The sequence below is a fragment of the Sporolactobacillus caesalpiniae genome (assembly GCF_040513385.1).
Taxonomy (GTDB): domain Bacteria; phylum Bacillota; class Bacilli; order Bacillales; family Sporolactobacillaceae; genus Sporolactobacillus.
The window spans coordinates 250,168-267,828 of record NZ_JBEVCB010000007.1 but is presented as its reverse complement, the minus strand read 5'-3'; the positions used below and the strand labels follow the sequence as shown (position 1 = coordinate 267,828).

Here is a 17,661-nt window from a genome sequence, read left to right as displayed (position 1 = left end):
CTAACGAAGAATGAGCTGGATGAGATACGTAAAAATTATATGTTTAAAGGACTTAGTGCGCTTAAGAAAGCTGATTTGGCAGCAGAACTTGCTCGCGGCATTTCTATAGTCTTTCACACTGTTCTCAATACATTGGATCAAGGGAGATATGACCTGATTAAAGACATCGTGAACCATTCAGGCATGGTTGCTGATCGAGGACTGTCTCCCTCTAAGATCGAGACATTGATGAAGTATAGTATCCTCTTTCCCGGAAGTTATGAAAATAAAAAGGTGCTTTTCATGCCCAATGAGTTAATCAGTATTTTTGAAGCAAATGATAACGACGCGCTGCGGCAGGTTTTCCGCCGCAATACAGAGTGGATTCAAGTGACACATGGACTGCTTCATTACTTTGGCGTGATGGATACAATGCGCATCATGGATAAGCTTGAGCGTCTGATCGGTCATTCCATTGGCAGCCATGATTATCTGAGTGTGATGACTTTTGCCTGTGACTTTTACGGACAGGCAAGCTTAACCGGTACGGGTATGCGTGATTGCAGAGCCTTTGATGCAGGAAAGATTATCGAAGAATACCTCATGCGCCCGGATATCGAGGACTATCCGTTTACGAAAAAACAGCTCATAAAGGCTACTGATCCGGATTACGTTGAGCGTTCTCCACAGATGAACCACTTGATGCACCTGCTGTCGCGCAATTATCAATTATCTAAGGAAGAAATTGATGATCTTGAGCTGCAGATCAGCGCGATCCTTCAATGGTGCAAATCCCTCAAAGGTCATTCAGTTTCTGCAGATGCGGATGGAACTTCCTTCGTTTGATTTCGTGCAGCAGTTACTGGCCGAAGTAACCGAGGTTTACAATCATACACGCCAGTGGGCGCTAAAAGGGCATACACCGCATGAATTATTTCAGAACGAAAAGCGGCACCTGAAACCAGTTCCGGATCATCCTTTTGCGCCGGTTCGGTCTCAATTTTCGGCTGGCGGTAGCTCGGCAACCCACCCCAAAAAGGTCGGTCGCAATGACCCTTGCCCATGCGGCAGCGGCAAAAAATATAAGAAATTGCGGGAGGTGAGGGAACGAATTGAATATTCGGTTGTACAAAAGCTTAAATGGTAAACCATGGAATATATTGGTAACTGTTTATAACCAGTAAGCCATCGAGGCAAACATCGAAGATGTGAGCATTAAGGCTCGTGGAGGAAAAGTAGGGAAAGGCGTGTCTGGCGGAGAAGAGTCGCTCAGTTCTTTGCTCTTTGCTCTCTCACTTCTGCAGAATCTTGAGACCGTCCCTGGATTTATCTTACTCGATGAATTTGACAGTGCATTGGATGAGCAGCGCAAGTCAAAAGTTTTTGATTTATACGTTCAAATGCTTAATCGTCGGCTCATTGTGTTGACGCCAAAATCACATGAGAAAGCTTATATTGATCGATTTAAGAAAGCATTTATTGTGCAGCATGATCCGCGAATTCCCAAGAGCAAAGTTATCGGAATTAGGATGAAGGATATCGGTAACTAAGCTTTCCAGGAAAAATCGAAATGCGATATAACAAATGTTTACTACTTCTTACAGCTGAGGTTAACAATGATTAAAGACATTTCTCATTGGGAAAAAGATGAAACATTAGGCGCATCAGGAACTAAAGAAAAGTTTTGGCCCGTTCAACCGAATACAGAAGAACAATTTTTGTTTAAACTGCCGAAAGAAGGAACCGGTGAGTTTTGGGCTGAAAAAATAAGCTCGGATATAGGAAAGTTACTTGAATACGATATGATGGATACTACAATAGTGGATGCTGAATTAGGCTGGTAAAAATTCGGCACCTTCGCATGATTTATAGCTAATGGTTAGGTATGTATCCTTGATTTGTACGACGAGTAAAAGGGCAAAAGAAAAAAAGCGTAGTACCGTATCGATGTTCGCCATCGTGATCCCCATATCAATGGTGACCGCAATCGTTTCAGCGGTTTTGGCGCGCACTAAACCAAGACCGCACTTTTGCTTGATAAAAGCAAAACGACGTTCAATTTCCCCTCGACGATTCTCAGCGTCTCGTGCTGCTGCGTTGTCGGCGCGTCGCTGCTTTTCATCAACGTTCTTGGGCTTGCGCCCGAGTTTGGGTCCTATAATCGAAATGCCTCGCTCTTTGGCAAACGCGATGTTTTCACGATTGCGATACAGTTTGTCGGCCAACACTTCGTCGGGGTAATGATCGTGCTGTTCTTTATAGCGCTCAATGGCCTTTTGGAAGTCGGTACTTTCATTAAATGCGTTGAAATCAACACGTTCGATTTCGATGATCCCATCTTGAATCGAGGTATCGATTTTCGGACCAAACTCCGTGTTTTGTTTCGCCTTGCCCCGCTTGATTGGGCGTACGTATGGCTGAGACAGACTGACAATCCGATGATCCACTCGATGGGTCTTATTTCGATACATGAACTCCTGCTGCGTAAACAGATGCTGGATCGTGGTCAGTCGGCTGTGTTGCTTCTCAGTCAATTCACCGCCTTTTGCGCGCAGCTCGTCGACATAACGCAAGTCACGTCGCACGTATTGCAGTTGTGTTTTGACTTGGTGGCGCGTTTCCTTAGCGGTGCGACGGGGCTTCTTGGTGAAGGTGACATAGGCTTTATGGGCTTCTCGTTTGTACGTCCGTGGAATGGGGACGTGGAGCTGATGAGCCAGTTCCGTAATCATTTTTTCAAGGAAGGTGCGGGCTTGGTTGAGTAGCGAGTAGTCTTGTGGAAAGCGGATGTTGACCGGCATGACGGTGGCATCAAGGATCATCGTCTTCTGCTCGTCACCCAGGCTGTCTTGAAGCTGAGTTTTACACCAGACGCCCATGATTTGGCGCAACTGGGTGCTAATGGGGGCGATCCGTTTCCGAAAATGCGTGAGGGCAGAAGGGTCAAAGGGTCGGCTGACCACGTATGTGGGACAACCGATGAAGTACTGATAAGCGGGCGTATCCCGAATGGCCGTGACCAAATCAGCATCAGAAAGGCCCGTGGACTGCTTAATGAGCTGGGCGCCAAAAAGAAGCCGAAAGGGTTTGCCCGCTCGGCCAAGTGGAGACGGAAAAACGACACGATAAACCTCCTCCATCTGGGTCCATGGCAACTGATCCGCGAGCTGAACCCATTTATTTTCCGGGCTTAAGGAGACACCCAGTTCCTGACCGAAAGACTCAATTGAAAGTTGAACCGTTTTTGTCCGATAAACCATTCCAAGCACCCCATCTATTAAAAAATGCATAGAAAATCGCGTCACAGCGTATTATCCCATGCATTTATTATACAATAAATAGGGTATTAATGTTTTAAATATAAAACTTTTATAATTATTCAGTATCCACTAAATAATGCCAATTTATCTAATGAATTGCTTATTATGACAAAATACTACTAGGTCAAAAACAAAATAACAAATATGAAAATCGTATCTAAATGCATTTAAGCGAAGAAGTTTTAATTTTGATTTGCTCTGATCATGTTTCATTTATTATCCAAAATGTTCCGGGAATTTTGGTATAATTTATACAAATAGAATTCTTGGAGTGGTGACTTCAAATGAATCTAAGAAAACCTGTGGCGAAAAATAATACAGAAAAACCAGTCATTATTGGATGGCTATTATGCGATCGTCACCAGTGAAATATCAGGAAACGGACGAACAGATTATCAAGCTCTATCGAGGTTTATGGAAAATCGAAGAGAATTTCAAGGTGACCAAAAGCGATCTTGAAACACGGCCCGTTTATCTGTCGACACAAGAACATATTGAGGTGCATTTTTTGACCTGCTTTGTATCACTGGTGATTGCCCGAATTTTGGAAATCCGTCTCCACGGGACTTACTCAATCTCCACCTTGATCGAAAGTCTGAAAAAAGCATCCTGCAGTCACATTCAGGAAAATTATTACCTGTTTGACTATTATGATGACGTACTCACCGACATCGGCAAAGCATTCGGCATCGATTTTGGGAAAAAATGTCTGCCTCTCCAAGAAATTAAAAAAATTTTAGGACAGGTGAAAAAAGGCTAAATTCCCCTACAACTTTATGACAAATAAAAGCAGCCATAAACCGTATAACCGTGCGGGTTCATGGCTGCTTTTTAGTCCATTTAGCTGCAAAAGTCAGGATACAATACGGAACTGATGTAATCTCTAGAATGTGGCGTGACTTTGGAGTGAACATTCGAATGAAGAGGTGAACCATTTTGATTTGTTTCTAGTGGATAGATTGTGATCAATTGATGAACACGGTCAAAATTACCGAAAACAGAAAAAACGCCGCCCAATTCATATTTCGGTCGTCGGACGATGTTTTTTAGATGAATAGTGGGTTCTTTACCGTATCACTTTTTCTTCATCAACTCCTCTTTCAGCGGTTCTAGATTTTTCCGCAACTCTTTCTTCCACAAGCGTACGGTGTGTTCGGAGACTTGGAAGGTGGCAATTTTTTGGTGTCCCAATCGTTTAATAGTGGTTAGACTCGTTTTTGGTTTGTCAGTTATTGTTCAGAAGATTTGATTGTTAGTAGATTAAATTCGGATTTTCAAAATGTCATAAGAGTCATTTCATAATGTCGCACACTTTTTGTCTGAATAAATAATCTAGAGATTACTTGTATTTCATACGCTCACTGTTTGCTCATTTTAATGGTTGTGACAGGTTTTGTATATTTGTTATCAGTCAGTTTTTCGAAGGTGTTGGCGATCTTTAAAAGTATGTCTTCAGCTCCATGTTTGCCAATGAGCATCATGCCAACAGGTAACCCATTTTCAGAATAACCGCACGGAATGTTTAGTGCGGGATGGCCGGTTACATTAAACACACCGGTATTTGTATCCACACCAAAGGAAAGCTTAACTTGTTTTTCCAGACTTGCATCTTCGCTGGGAAGTTTGGTAGCTTTGAACGGAACGGTTGGCATGACTAAAGCATCCCATTTGCGTAAAGCTTGATCAAATTCATTTCTTAATTTCAGCGCAAGATTTTGTGCTTTGGCATAATATCTTCCGTGATAGGCTTGTTGCATATATTGCCCCGTTAAAATCGTGATCTTAGCGGCTGCTGAGAGTTCATTTGCATAGGCTTTCATCCCTTTTGCAAATGAGTCAAGCAGTTGTGTTTGGTGATAGCCCCTCCAGCTTGTTCCAAGTGCATGCCCGCGAAACATCTGAATTGCGGTTCCTTCAGTATTAATAATGTTTGCCAAGTGGATACCTTGACGGTGCATAGGTACTGAAAGATGACCTATGGTTGCTCCTGCATTCTGGAGTAAATGGGCAGCATTCAATACGGTCTGATCAACATCTTTTTCTGATATTGGCCAGTTGAACCCTTCGTCCACAATGCCAATGTGCATACCTTCGATACCGGCGGTTAAATCTTGTGTATACGATTTCTTTTGAATCGAATATTGACGAGGATCAAGTCCATCTGATCCCGCAATCACTTCAAGAAGCAGAGCTAAGTCATTAGATGTTCTTGCCATGGGTCCGACATGGTCTAACGTAACATCAACGGGAAAGATTCCCGTATAAGGGACCAATCCCCACGTTGGTTTTAAACCAAGAATACCACACCATGCGCTAGGCATTCTGATTGAACCGGTCTGATCGCAGCCGATGGCCATATCTACCTCACCTGTTGCGACTAAAACAGCACTGCCACTTGATGATCCGCCAGCGGAATAGGCGGGATTGTAAGGATTAAGAACGGATCCGGTATCAGATGTAAAACTGCTGCAGTCACAGCAGAAGCTCTCGCAAACGGCTTTTCCAGATATTTCGCCTGCTTGATCAAGGATACGCGTAACAATGGTTGCATCCACTTGAGGAATAAATCCTTCCAATACTTTAGATCCATTCATCATCGGCACTCCTGCTAGACTTATATTGTCTTTGAGTGCAATTCTTTTACCAGCCAATTTTCCATGTTCCGCATGTTCAACACTTGTTTTCCAATACCATGCATTAAGTGGATTTTCCTGCTTGGTGGGGCGATATCCTGGTGTTCGCTTATAGTTGACTTGCAGGTCCTGATCTATCATCTGATCAACGATTTCATAGGACTCAAGCATATTTTCTGTGATCAATTTCTGATAGCTCTTAATTTCTTCTTCGTCCATCGATAGATGATATATCGGTAAGATGTTTTTCAATATCCCAATGTCTGGATTTCTCAACGCTTTATCCTCCCCTAATAAAAACAAACCAGGCTGATGGCACCTGGTTTGTTTTGCTCATTTGATCTGATCAAGAAAGATCGTCCGTTATTTCTACACTTTTCCCAAATATTTTAAGAAAAATAAGGTAAACAATACCTATTGCCAGCCAAGTAAAGCCAAGCGTCTTGGCTAGAGAATCCAGGTTCCACCAAACAAAACCAATGATGAGAAATCCAATAATTGGCATGACTAGATATTTAAAATACTGTTTGCTTTGTTTCTTTCTTAAATAGAAATTGATCACTGCGATATGAAGGATCAAGAAAGAAGATAAAGCTCCGAAATTTACAACAGATGCAAGTTTGCCAATTTGTGATGCAAAGATTGTCGTTACAATGAGTGATATCACTGCAACAAGAATTGTGCTGACATAAGGTGTCTTATACTTTGGATGCACCTTAGCGAGAATGTGAGGGAGCTTCCGATCGCGTGCCATACTGTAAAGAATTCGCGAGATCGCTGTTTGTGCTACCAGTGCATCAGCAAGTCCCCAAGATACTGCTGTTGCAACAATTGTTACAATTCTCAGCCAATCTCCGCCTGCAATGCCCGCAACTTGATAAAATGCAGTATCTGGATTTTTAAACGCATTATAGTTCGGAAATATAAGTGCGGCAACCCATGTTTGGACAATAAATAATACACCAACGAGAATAAGTGAGAGGACGGTTGCACGCCCAACGGCCTTTTTTCCACCATTTGACTCTTCAGAGAGTGTTGAGATCGCATCAAAACCAAGAAAACTCAGTACAGCAATAGAAACAGCACCCATGACTGTTGGTATTGAAAATTCTGAAGGATTGAATAATGGATTAAAGCTGAACGACGCACCATTCACATGTTGCGTAATTGCTGTAATTCCGATAATGATAAAAATGGCCAGAACGATAAATTCCAAAAAAAGTATTATTTTATTGGTTTTCGCGGTAAAAACAATCCCGCGAATATTGATTAATGTATTACATCCAATAAAAATAATAAGCCATATAATAATTGGAACCTGCGGAATGATATCTGCGAGTGCAACGGCGCTGACGAGATAAAGAAGTGCTGGAATAAAAATATAATCGAGCAAAATCAGCCAGCCGGCGATGAACCCTACATTATCATTGATCCCTCTTTGTGCGTATGAATAAACGGAGCCTGCAATAGGAATTGCTTGTGACATTTTGGAATAACTCAGTGCGGTAAAGAGCATACCGATCATTCCTATTGCATAGGCAAGCGCAACCATACCGTGTGATCCTATAGCAATTTGTCCATAAATGCCGAATGGCGCAATTGGAACCATAAAAATAAGTCCATATACTAATAGATCGGTAAATGAAAGCGCACGATTCAATTCTTGTTTGTACTCGGTTTTTGCCTCAATGTTTGCTGCCAATGTATTCACCTCTTGATTTATATTGTTTTAATGCCGTATGCGTCAAGAAACCATCTAGGGACTGAAAAACGCGCTGTGCGTTTTGGATCGACAATCTGAGAAATCTGTACATCACCGATCGCGCTCATCAACATGGTTAAATCGGGAAGACTGAGGTCGACATAGTCTGAGAGAAAATGAATCATTTTCTCGACGCTTTGTTGTGCAGCCGAGTCTAAAGTACTTTCTGATGCAATGATTGCAATGCCTTTCTCATTTGAAAGCATTGGCGTGCTGAGACTGAGATCATCTCTGATTTCAAAGCGAACAGTTGCTGAACCGGCGATTTCTACTCCTGAAACGCCGATTTCACCGTCCCCCATAGCCGCATGCATATCACCGAGACCAAACAAAGCACCTTGATGGTAAATCGGGAAGTAAAGCGTTGTGTTCTCAGTAATCAGTGTTGTGTCCATATTGCCGCCATGTGCGCCCGGTGTTCCGCAATTTATCGCACCTTCTTGCGGAGCTACGCCAATGACACCAATCATTTTTCGAAAAGGAATCTTGACTTTATCATTGAAAATGACATGATCCCCTTCAATAGGAGCAATCTTGAAGGAAAGTCCGTCCAAACGGTGTCCCATTGTTCCTAAATCTTTGCCTGTTGCTAGAACGCCCTTGCTTTTTACTGCTATATTATCTATATGGACGGCCAATACTTTTCCTGGTTCTGCCCCATCAATATAGATTGGTCCGGTGGCGGGATTGACACGATCCCAATCAATTGAATCGTAACTTGTATTTTCTGACGCTACTTGGTCTTCAAAACAGTCATAGGTTTCAATGATTACTTCCTCACCAGGCTTCACATGCGCAACCGGTTTGTTATCTTTGCTGAATGCATAAATCGGTTTTCCTCTTTGAATCTGAACAACCATGAATACACCTCCAATCACTTGATACTTAAAGTATAAGAGTACAGAAGTGAGAGAAGTTACGATATATTATTCAGATTTTATAAAAATCTATCATTTGTGTAACAAAACCTGACATAACCAAATGATAGATTGCAAACAACCACTGAGAATCAAACAGGACAATATACTGATCAATAGCGATGTATGAGCGATAATCAAACAAAATCCACCAAGGAATCCAATGAGTAGGGGAGTCAAGGTCAGCATTGTGATCTTTTTTCTTGATAAGATAAGCAATGAAAAGCAAGGGATGGATACGATACATAAAATGGAAAACAGTTTGATGCTGACAAGCAGTGTGTCGTAGGAAAGCCGCAATGTGAAACATAAGAGTAAAAGGACACCTAATGTTGTCAGATGGACATTTTTAAAAAATGCAATACCCGGATGTTTCTGTTCGGGAAGTATTAAAAAAACAGCATCCATGATTGCTTTCATGCTGACCATCAAACTGATTAGTCCAATTGATAAAAGTGCTGAAATTAAGAATGTCATCGCGATATCTGAGTAATTGGATAATACATGTAAAACGCTAGTGAATGGGTACGGAGGTATGACTGCGATACTTTGCGTAAAGACCCCAATGAATAATAAAGCAGTCACTAAGCTTGTAAAACAGAAAATTGCATTTCGATAAATGCTTTTTATTCTGTTCGCTTTCATGGAAAAGTTGAGATGCCAAAGAGAAATATTGGTGAGCATATAACCGAGATAGATAAAAATCATGATAAGAAACCAAATTATTTGCTCAAGGATGTTTGAGAAAAGCTTCTGATGCAAATGATTTTGTTGAACCGTCCATACTTGATAAACCGTTTTGATCCCGTTGGTAAGATAGATATACAAGAGCAAGCAAGCAACTGTACCAAATGCAAATACAATCAGCACTCTGCTGATTTTTGATATGGCACCATAACCGCCCATTACTGAATAGACATACACAAGAAAAATCAAAGCAATGAGAATCACTACAATAGGAATCTGAAACGCATCGGAAACGATCAAAGTGATCCAAGTAAGTTCGGAAATAAATGAGAAAAAAGCGATCAATGCCATAACAATGAGCAGACTGTTATAGGCACGCCAAGTGCTCCGCTCTTTAAAAAAAGTAAGTGGAGTATGATTTGGATTACTTAAATGATCAGTCATATGGTGGTGGATCCACTTTTGAAAGTATGTAGTCACTAAAATGAGTGCAAAACAAAACCCAATAATCCAAAAAATCATTTGTTTCGAAATCATTTGGAACAGGATGAGAAAAAGATATCCTTTGAGTAAATGCGACAAAAGAAGCAATGTTCCTTCATTTAACCCGATTTTTTTTCTTGTGATTAGGTAACCTGAAATTGAATTGTTTTTTCTCAGAAATGAAAGTGAAAATATAAGCAGTAAGAGATAAACAAAAAATAGATCATTTATAGTCATTAGAACCCTATCTTTTCTCGTTTGAATTGTGTCGGTGTCATTTGTTCGTATTTTTTAAATGAGTTGGTAAAATAGTTTTGGCTGGAATATCCAACTGCATCTGAAATGTATTGTAAGGAATATTCCGGATGCTCAATCATCAAACTTTTTGCCTGATTAATTCTTAATTGTGCTAGGTAATCATTAAATGAAGCATGCAGCTCATCATTAAATTTTTTGCTTAAATAGTTTGCTGAAACATGAATATGTTCCGCTACGTCTTGTAAGTGAATATTTTTGGCATAATTATTTTGAACAAACTTCATGCCTTTTTCTAAAAGTGGGGTTACTGATGGTGAACGGCTTTTCTTTCCTAATGAATCAAGCACTTCATAAAGTTCTTTTTGAATGATTGGTTTGACAATGTAATCAATCGCATTAAGCTTAATCGCTCTTTTGGCATATTCAAAGTCTTGATAAGCCGTGATAATAACAAATTTAATGCCTTTGGATAAACTTTGAAGTTTATCGGCGAGATCCAGCCCGGATTCTCCGCTTAAATGAATATCAAGTAATGCTAAGTGAATCAAATGCGTAGAAGCAATGGAAGTCGCTTCGGTACCATCTTCGGCAGAAAAGACATTCCAGTTTGGATAGCGCTTGTAAATGAGCTGAGTCAGTTGTTCCAGTTCGAGATATTCATCATCTACCATTAAGACATTCATTGCTCACCCTCCATTGCCATATACGGCCAAACCACTTGGACAACGGTCTCGTTCTGTTTGTTTTTAGCGATGCTGATATCTGTGTAAAGATCGAAAATAAGGCTTAATCGTTTACGAATATTTTCTAGTCCAATGCCGCTGGATGCATTTACGTTCAGTGTCGTGCTCCCGTTGTCAATAACCTTTAGTTGTACCCAGTTCCCGAGCCGTTCAAAATAAATGGACAATTGTTTTTGCCCTTTTTTCTCATCAAGTCCATGCTTAAACGCGTTCTCTACAAGGATTTGCAGTGTATATGGCGGTATACCCGCAGGCATATCAATTGCTTCTACTTTAATTTTGATATCTAGTTTCTTCCCAAACCTAAGTTTTTGAATGCTCAAATAGTTCTTAACATGTGCGATCTCCTCATTGAATGAAATAAGATCCTGCTTCTCTGTATACTTATACCTCAGATACATTGAGAAACTTTCAATACTTTCAATCAGTTCTTTCTGTCGATTTAGTCGGGCGAGTGAGAGAACAATATTCAGCGTATTAAACATAAAATGAGGCTGAATTTGCCTGCTTAACTGCATTAATTCACTCTCCTGCAGACGGTTCTGTAAATGTATTTGCACATTTTCAAGTTCCAGAATATCGATTTCTTTTTCAAAAATAGGGAGAGAGAGCAACAAGAAAAATGAGAGAAAAATAATCAAGACACTCATAAAAACTAATCCCTCGAAAATCGAAAGATTCATGACACGCCTTCACCTACCCTTGTTTCTATGATAGCATTTAATAAATCCAAGGAGTAGCTAGAGGTTTGAAAGAAATGGAGAAATGGCGTTTGTAAGTCTGTGTGAATTAGTACCTTCTGTTGCGTTTAGTTTACAGGATAGGAGCGGATTTTTGTTCATTATTTTAACATATAAAATTAATGCGATTAATTTGTTAAGTGGCGGAGGGACTGGCTAAGTGAAGCTCGACAACCAGCATCTGTAATAGATATAACTTAGTATAATATTTCTTATATGCTACGATGACAAAATGCCACTGTTATTTCAATCAGATAATTTCAAAATAGCTAAAAAAGAGGCTATCCCAAAAGGTGCCTCATCGTCATTGTTCGATTCTTTCATTATATTTATTGTTTTCTCTGTTCTCGTTGCTTAAGGATGTAGCCCATAAAGTTCAACATTGTAATTGCCGCAATTCTCGTGGTGGTGCCTGTAGGATCATATTGAGGGGCCACCTCGACAAGATCGAAGCCGACAATTTCGCCTTTTTCAGAAAGGGCTTTTAAACAGTCGTCAATCTGTGTGAAGGACAATCCTCCGGGCATGGGTGAACCGGTTCCTGGAGCTGTTGAAATGTCGAAGGCATCGATGTCTATGGTTACATAGTATCGATCGGAATTTGGTACTTTATCGATAACCTTCTCGGAGCCTAGTTGATTTACCTCTTTTGCCGGAATGAGCACACTTCCATACTTTCTTGCGTCTTCAAAATCGGATTTCTTGCTGCTGCCTAGACCTCTTAGGCCGATTTGTGCCATTCCTTGTATATGTTCCATTTCGGACATACGTCGCATTGGACTGCCGTTGCCGAAACGTTGCCCACCGGGTGCGTCTGACCAGTCAAGATGAGCATCGATTTGAACGACGGTAAGCGGTCCAAGGGAATCTAATGCTTTGGTAACAGCAATAGAAATCGAGTGATCGCCGCCAATAACGACTGGCGTTGCGCCTTGAGTAAGAATTTCTCTAACTGCTTTCTCGATATTTTTTTGTGAAGCTTCAATATTTCCGTTGATGATATCCGCATCACCGTAATCGACAATTTTCCATGGGGCAGCTAGGTAGACCTCATCTCTTTCAGGATCATAAAAACCCGCATCTCCTCGGCCGTATTGTGTTGATGCTTCACGGACACGCCTCGGTCCAAGGCGTGTCCCGGACAGGAAACCGACGCCTAGGTCATAGGGAACACCTAGTATGGCCATGTCGGCATTTAATTGGTTTCGATTGGTACATATAGGGTATTTGGCAAAAGAACAGATACCGGTGATTGGTAGATCTACAGTATTGCTCAAAATAATCGCCTCCTAATTAAACATTCTCGCTCTCAAAGACTCTACTTAAGAAATCTTTGGTGATCTGCCGCGTTGGACTTTGAAAAATTTGGGCGGGAGTGCCTTGTTCTTCAATAATCCCATTGGCAAGCATGATCACTTCGTCAGATACGGCTTGTGCAAATCTCATTTCATGTGTCACCACAACCATGGTCATGCCATCATCTGAAAGCTGCTTGATGACTTTAAGAACTTCGCCAACCATCTCCGGATCAAGTGCAGAGGTGGGTTCATCAAAAAGCATGACTTTTGGATTCATGGCAAGCGCTCTGGCAATCGCAACACGCTGTTTTTGACCGCCTGACAGACTGTGTGGTTTCGCCTTTGCTTTATCAGACAATCCGACTTTTGCAAGAAGGTTCATGGCGAGATCAACGGCATCCTTTTTTTGCATATTTCTTAATGAAATAGGGGCCATAATGATGTTGTCGAGCACTGTTTTGTGCGGAAACAAATTGAATGACTGAAAAACCATGCCGACTTCATGCCTCAGCTTATTCAATTTGCTTTGACTCACTTCATGATAAACTCCATTGACTTTTGTTCGTCCCATAGGTTGTCCTTCGAAAAGGACTTCCCCTTCATCATACTGCTCAAGATAGTTCATACATCTGAGCAACGTACTTTTTCCTGAACCGGAGGCACCGATGATGGTGTAGACCTTGCTTTTCTCAATTCTTAGATTAATTCCTTTCAGGACTTCTGTACTGCCAAAAAATTTGTGAAGATTATTAATCACAATCATCGCAGTTCCTCCCCCGTTCGAAAGTGTTTCTCAAACCAGCTACCGACGAACCCGATCAGATTATTAAAAATGTAATAAAGGATCGAAGCAACGATGAGCGTTTCAAGTGTTCGATAGGTACTGCTCATGATCAAATTTGCTTCGCGGAATAGTTCAACGACTGTGATTGTCGAAAGCAAGGCAGAATTCTTGGTAACCGAAATAAATTCATTAGTCAGCGGAGCAAATGTCCTTAAAGCGGCCTGTGGCAAAATGATTTTTTTCATGGTCTGTGCATAGGAGAAACCTAATGATCGACCTGCTTCCATCTGTCCTTTTCCGATTGATTGGATTGCTCCTCGAATAATTTGGGAGGAATAGGAGCCACTATACAATCCAAGACTGAGTATTCCTGAAACCCAAGGCACAGTAGTGATCCCAAGTAATAGAGGAAGTCCATAGTACATTAAAAAAAGCTGTACGAGAAGTGGTGTTCCTCTAAACCAAGAGAGATAAAAAACAGATAACCCATGGATGACTTTTATTTTTGACATCTGACCGAATGCCACGATGACTCCGATGATGATACTGAGTGCAAAGCTGACTACTGAAAACAAAATGGTATAGCCAAGTCCACTTAGCAAAAGCAGCAGATTGCTTTTTGTAAGAATGACTGAGAAGTCCATCATATTCCTTCCTTCATTAAAAAAATAAAATTCATCTTTGATTGATTTAGAAGAATAGACAGCTCCAGTCAAGAGGAGCTAGACTGAATGCTGTCCTGTTCAAACGTTGCATCTTTTATTTTGTCTCATTATGAATTACCTATTATTCAAACCATTTTTTTTCGATTTTGCTGTATTCTCCATCTTTTTTCAGGGCCTTCAATGCTTTATTAACCGCTTTGGTCAGTCCTTTATTGTCTTTTCGAATGCCGTAGCCGTAATTTTCATTTGTTAGAGTTTCCGGCAGCACTTTGACACTTGAGTGAGATTTCGCATAAACTTTTGCAGCCGGCAGACCAGTAACAACGGCATCAACCTTCTTGGTTTGAAGTTCAAGGAACATCGCGTTATTTGTGTCTACCTGGGTAAGATTTGGCTTTTTTAAATTTTCTTTCAGAAAATCTACAGATTTCGTACCGACTTGTACGGCAATCTTCTTGCCTTCTAAATCCTTCAATGTATTAATTGATGTATTGTTCTTATTGACGAGAATGGATAATCCGCCTGGGTAATAGGAATCTGAGAAATCAATGGCTTTCTGACGTTCTGGTGTAATGTACATTGCGGAAACAATCATATCGAACTTCTTCGCCTGAAGTCCCGGTACAAGACCGTTAAATTCTGTATCAACAAATTTAACTTTATCAGCACCTAGCTTCTTTGCGACTGCTTTGACCAGGTCAATATCAAACCCAGTGTATTCTCCATTATTTTTGTACTCGAATGGAGGGAATGTCGCATCTGTACCAACGGTGAGCACCTTTGTCTTTTTGATGTTTGCGATGATTGGATCTTCAGCTTTTTTACTACTTGAAGAACCGTTTGAGCATCCTGCGAAAATAACCAATAATGATAATAAACTCAATAAACAGATAATTTTTTTCAAAGTAATACCTCCAATTTTTTATCTAAGTTCTCTCAGTGCTCGTTTGAATAATAAACACCATGAGTTTGTTCTAATTGTTCAAGTTTATCCAGTCGTATGGAAAGACCTTTTATTCGCTTTGCAACATCTCTGAGCAGCAGATTTAGAAAAATAATCGGTGCTCCGTAGATATCAAAGATTGAAGATTTTGTAAGTGGTACGGTAACAACTAAATCGGATAAGTTGGTCACTGGAGAGACAACCTTGTCTGTTACCGCAACGATTGAGAATCCTGCGTCCTTGAGTTCCCGAATCTTATCAATCAAATCAGACGGATATCTTGGGAAAGCAAGCGTAAAAATAAGCGTCCTATGTGGCTTTCGTAAGGGAAGCAGTTCCCAAGACGGATCATTATTTGTGACCACTTCTATCCCATCTCTTATTTTCTTCAATACATAAGAAAAGTAGGGCAGCAGGGTTTCCGAAAGTCTTGATGACAGTAGAACGATCTCTTTTGCCGAAACAATTCTTTCGACAAGTTCTTCATATATAGGTTCTTTGACAATGGCCTTAAGTGCCTCAATATTTTGGATTTCGCTATCGATGATATCTGATGTTTGATGGCGATCATTCCTTATATTGTTTAGTCGTTGCGGTGCGGTAATTTCGACTTTAATCATTTTCTGCAAATATTGTAAAAAGTCACTGTAGCCATCGAATCCCAATGCAACACAAAATCTTGTAACGCTAGCCTGACTTACCTGGGTATGTTTTGACAATTCAGTTGCAGTCATAAAAATAATACTTTGATAGTTCGCATCAATATATTGAGCGAGTCGATCATAAGTTAGTGACTCTTGTGCGACCAACGAAAGATTCTGACGAAATTCATATAGTGTTGATCGAGATGGTGGATTGCTATGAGTGTCGTTCTGGTTCATTTAAATAAATCACCTCACATATTAATGGAATATTTCATGAATTATATTTTATAAAATATTTAATTCATAGTATAACAAGTATCTATTCGTTCTGCAACAATTAATTTAATTGATATACACTAGTGTTTACTAGTTTTCATGAACGTTTAGAATATTTGACAGCGTACAATTTAGTGAATATAATTATTCACAATAAGTATATTGTGAATGAAGTATTTCTATTTTGGATGAATAAGTACATAGTCGTTTCATAGTAAACTCGAAAAGCGAATGGAGAAATGTTGTATGGGGAAACTGATGACTAAAAATTTATCTCCCATCTTTATAAACAAAGAGAGACTCATAAGACGATTCCATCAATTAGAAAAGTATGGTCTTAATAGGCATGGAGGAATTGATCGTTCTCTTGGAAGTGATAGTGATATACACACAAGAAAATGGCTGGTCGAGGAATGGGAAAAGGCATTTTCTGAAAAAGCATTTATTGATCCTGTAGCAAACTTATGGATCGGTGTAAGGGGGAAACAAAATTTACCTCCATTAGTTATGGGTTCCCACCATGATGCAGTGCCTAATGGTGGAAAGTTTGACGGTGCTGTTGGCGTTTTACTTGCAACGGAAGTCATGCAAACAATTGGAGAGTCAGGCCTTTCTTTGCGTCACCCACTTAAAATCGTGTCCTTTTCAGCCGAAGAACCCAACCCTTATAATGTGTCGACCTTGGGAAGCCGTACAATTACAGGAAAATTAACGAAAGAGGATATACTCCGATCTTATCATGATAAGACGCACGAACCGTTAAGTGATACATTAAAACGGTTAGGCGGAAACATTGATTATTTAGAGAATCATGTGCTTCATCCTCATGACTTTAGTGCTTTTCTAGAATGCCACATTGAACAAGGCAGACATCTCTATGACAATAGACGCTCATTGGCCGTTGTATCGAACATCACAGGCATTTATCGTGAAAAAATACAAATTATAGGTGAAGCTAACCATGCTGGAACAACACTGATGAATAATCGGCACGACGCATTGTTAGCGGGTTCAGAATTAAGCCTTTCGCTTGAAAAAATAATTAATAATGCTGGTTATCCTAATACGGTGGCTACTATTGGTAAATTTGATGTATCGCCTAATTCAGCAAATATTATCCCAGGAGAAGTGAATTTAATTGCAGAAATTCGTACCTCGGATCGCGCGACATTGGAGAATCTACTGTCTTCTTTGACAGAAGATGTATCATCCATTGAAAAGAAACGAAAAGTCATCATTCGAAGAACTTCAATTTTAGATCAAAATGCCGTTCCAATGGATGAGAAAATTAAAGAAACACTTCGCTATGTCATGAATTCTTTATCCATTCCCTTTATGGATCTTCCAAGTATGGCTGGTCATGATTCAGTTCATATGGCATCAATTGCAAAGACCGGAATGATCTTTGTACCCAGTATAAATGGCAAGAGTCATTGTCCGGAAGAAAAGACGGACTTCTCTGATATTGAAAAGGCGGGAAATGTATTAATACAAACCATTCTTAGATTGGATAAGGAGTTGGACTAAAT

At 40.3% G+C, this 17,661-nt stretch carries 16 protein-coding genes and 2 pseudogenes; 6 read left to right on the top strand and 12 right to left on the bottom strand.

Features of this window, described 5'->3' with window-relative positions; genetic code table 11:
• Positions 1-39 precede the first annotated feature (39 nt).
• From ABWW58_RS15465 to ABWW58_RS15450, 4 genes and pseudogenes are all read left to right on the top strand, one after another.
• Positions 40-825, top strand: a complete 786-nt coding sequence (locus ABWW58_RS15465; RefSeq protein WP_353869962.1) for a hypothetical protein — start codon at positions 40-42, stop codon at positions 823-825.
• A complete protein-coding gene (locus ABWW58_RS15460; protein WP_353869961.1) occupies positions 806-1,126 on the top strand; it encodes an SEC-C metal-binding domain-containing protein in 321 nt (106 codons plus the stop codon). Before ABWW58_RS15465 ends, ABWW58_RS15460 begins: the two co-directional genes overlap by 20 nt.
• 52 nt (positions 1,127-1,178) lie before the next feature.
• Positions 1,179-1,529, top strand: a pseudogene (locus ABWW58_RS15455) (chromosome segregation protein SMC); the annotation flags it as partial.
• A gap of 66 nt (positions 1,530-1,595) precedes the next feature.
• Positions 1,596-1,823, top strand: a complete 228-nt coding sequence (locus ABWW58_RS15450) for a hypothetical protein (protein WP_353869960.1) — start codon at positions 1,596-1,598, stop codon at positions 1,821-1,823.
• Here ABWW58_RS15450 and ABWW58_RS15445 read toward each other — a convergent pair.
• Positions 1,812-3,239 carry an IS5 family transposase gene (locus ABWW58_RS15445; protein WP_353869959.1) on the bottom strand — a complete coding sequence of 476 codons (1,428 nt, stop codon included), beginning with the start codon at positions 3,237-3,239 and terminating at the stop codon, positions 1,812-1,814. The two genes, ABWW58_RS15450 and ABWW58_RS15445, sit on opposite strands and share 12 nt — an antisense overlap.
• 393 nt (positions 3,240-3,632) lie before the next feature.
• On the opposite strand from ABWW58_RS15445, the pseudogene ABWW58_RS15440 reads away from it, so the two are divergent.
• Positions 3,633-4,059, top strand: a pseudogene (locus ABWW58_RS15440) (IS1634 family transposase); the annotation flags it as partial.
• A gap of 598 nt (positions 4,060-4,657) precedes the next feature.
• Here ABWW58_RS15440 and ABWW58_RS15435 read toward each other — a convergent pair.
• The 11 genes from ABWW58_RS15435 to ABWW58_RS15385 all read right to left on the bottom strand — a co-directional run bounded on the left by ABWW58_RS15435 (position 4,658) and on the right by ABWW58_RS15385 (position 16,093).
• A complete protein-coding gene (locus tag ABWW58_RS15435; protein ID WP_353869957.1) occupies positions 4,658-6,208 on the bottom strand; it encodes an amidase in 1,551 nt (516 codons plus the stop codon).
• Between the two features lie 70 nt (positions 6,209-6,278).
• Positions 6,279-7,634, bottom strand: coding sequence for an APC family permease (locus ABWW58_RS15430; protein WP_353869956.1), 1,356 nt, complete (start codon positions 7,632-7,634; stop codon positions 6,279-6,281).
• 17 nt (positions 7,635-7,651) lie between these two features.
• A complete protein-coding gene (locus ABWW58_RS15425) occupies positions 7,652-8,554 on the bottom strand; it encodes an acetamidase/formamidase family protein (protein ID WP_353869955.1) in 903 nt (300 codons plus the stop codon).
• Positions 8,555-8,644: 90 nt separating this feature from the next.
• On the bottom strand, positions 8,645-9,742 hold the full coding sequence (locus tag ABWW58_RS15420) for a hypothetical protein (protein WP_353869954.1): 1,098 nt from the start codon (positions 9,740-9,742) through the stop codon (positions 8,645-8,647).
• Positions 9,743-10,017: 275 nt separating this feature from the next.
• Positions 10,018-10,722 carry a response regulator transcription factor gene (locus ABWW58_RS15415; protein WP_353869953.1) on the bottom strand — a complete coding sequence of 235 codons (705 nt, stop codon included), beginning with the start codon at positions 10,720-10,722 and terminating at the stop codon, positions 10,018-10,020.
• On the bottom strand, positions 10,719-11,465 hold the full coding sequence (locus ABWW58_RS15410) for a sensor histidine kinase (protein ID WP_353869952.1): 747 nt from the start codon (positions 11,463-11,465) through the stop codon (positions 10,719-10,721). Before ABWW58_RS15410 ends, ABWW58_RS15415 begins: the two co-directional genes overlap by 4 nt.
• 386 nt (positions 11,466-11,851) lie before the next feature.
• Complete coding sequence (locus ABWW58_RS15405; RefSeq protein WP_353869951.1) at positions 11,852-12,799, bottom strand: agmatinase; 948 nt, start codon at positions 12,797-12,799, stop codon at positions 11,852-11,854.
• 16 nt (positions 12,800-12,815) lie between these two features.
• Positions 12,816-13,583: an amino acid ABC transporter ATP-binding protein gene (locus ABWW58_RS15400; protein WP_353869950.1), complete on the bottom strand. Its 768-nt coding sequence runs from the start codon at positions 13,581-13,583 to the stop codon at positions 12,816-12,818.
• Positions 13,580-14,248, bottom strand: a complete 669-nt coding sequence (locus ABWW58_RS15395) for an amino acid ABC transporter permease (RefSeq protein ID WP_353869949.1) — start codon at positions 14,246-14,248, stop codon at positions 13,580-13,582. The genes ABWW58_RS15400 and ABWW58_RS15395 overlap by 4 nt, the downstream gene beginning before the upstream one ends.
• Positions 14,249-14,390: 142 nt before the next feature.
• On the bottom strand, positions 14,391-15,173 hold the full coding sequence (locus ABWW58_RS15390) for a transporter substrate-binding domain-containing protein (RefSeq protein WP_353869948.1): 783 nt from the start codon (positions 15,171-15,173) through the stop codon (positions 14,391-14,393).
• A gap of 32 nt (positions 15,174-15,205) precedes the next feature.
• Positions 15,206-16,093 (bottom strand): MurR/RpiR family transcriptional regulator, encoded by an 888-nt coding sequence (locus ABWW58_RS15385; protein ID WP_353869947.1) that lies wholly within the window; start codon positions 16,091-16,093, stop codon positions 15,206-15,208.
• Positions 16,094-16,378: 285 nt separating this feature from the next.
• On the opposite strand from ABWW58_RS15385, the gene ABWW58_RS15380 reads away from it, so the two are divergent.
• Positions 16,379-17,659: a Zn-dependent hydrolase gene (locus ABWW58_RS15380; RefSeq protein ID WP_353869946.1), complete on the top strand. Its 1,281-nt coding sequence runs from the start codon at positions 16,379-16,381 to the stop codon at positions 17,657-17,659.
• Positions 17,660-17,661 lie beyond the last annotated feature (2 nt).

What these genes read in the sequence shown, in the direction of transcription:
- ABWW58_RS15465 (WP_353869962.1), top strand. Translation starts at nt 40, where the DNA reads ATGTTTAAAGGACTTAGTGCGCTTAAGAAAGCTGATTTGGCAGCAGAA.
- ABWW58_RS15460 (WP_353869961.1), top strand. Translation starts at nt 806, where the DNA reads ATGGAACTTCCTTCGTTTGATTTCGTGCAGCAGTTACTGGCCGAAGTA.
- ABWW58_RS15450 (WP_353869960.1), top strand. Translation starts at nt 1,596, where the DNA reads ATGATTAAAGACATTTCTCATTGGGAAAAAGATGAAACATTAGGCGCA.
- ABWW58_RS15445 (WP_353869959.1), bottom strand. Translation starts at nt 3,239, where the DNA reads ATGGTTTATCGGACAAAAACGGTTCAACTTTCAATTGAGTCTTTCGGT.
- ABWW58_RS15425 (WP_353869955.1), bottom strand. Translation starts at nt 8,554, where the DNA reads ATGGTTGTTCAGATTCAAAGAGGAAAACCGATTTATGCATTCAGCAAA.
- ABWW58_RS15420 (WP_353869954.1), bottom strand. Translation starts at nt 9,742, where the DNA reads ATGACTGATCATTTAAGTAATCCAAATCATACTCCACTTACTTTTTTT.
- ABWW58_RS15415 (WP_353869953.1), bottom strand. Translation starts at nt 10,722, where the DNA reads ATGAATGTCTTAATGGTAGATGATGAATATCTCGAACTGGAACAACTG.
- ABWW58_RS15410 (WP_353869952.1), bottom strand. Translation starts at nt 11,465, where the DNA reads ATGAATCTTTCGATTTTCGAGGGATTAGTTTTTATGAGTGTCTTGATT.
- ABWW58_RS15400 (WP_353869950.1), bottom strand. Translation starts at nt 13,583, where the DNA reads ATGATTGTGATTAATAATCTTCACAAATTTTTTGGCAGTACAGAAGTC.
- ABWW58_RS15395 (WP_353869949.1), bottom strand. Translation starts at nt 14,248, where the DNA reads ATGGACTTCTCAGTCATTCTTACAAAAAGCAATCTGCTGCTTTTGCTA.
- ABWW58_RS15385 (WP_353869947.1), bottom strand. Translation starts at nt 16,093, where the DNA reads ATGAACCAGAACGACACTCATAGCAATCCACCATCTCGATCAACACTA.
- ABWW58_RS15380 (WP_353869946.1), top strand. Translation starts at nt 16,379, where the DNA reads ATGGGGAAACTGATGACTAAAAATTTATCTCCCATCTTTATAAACAAA.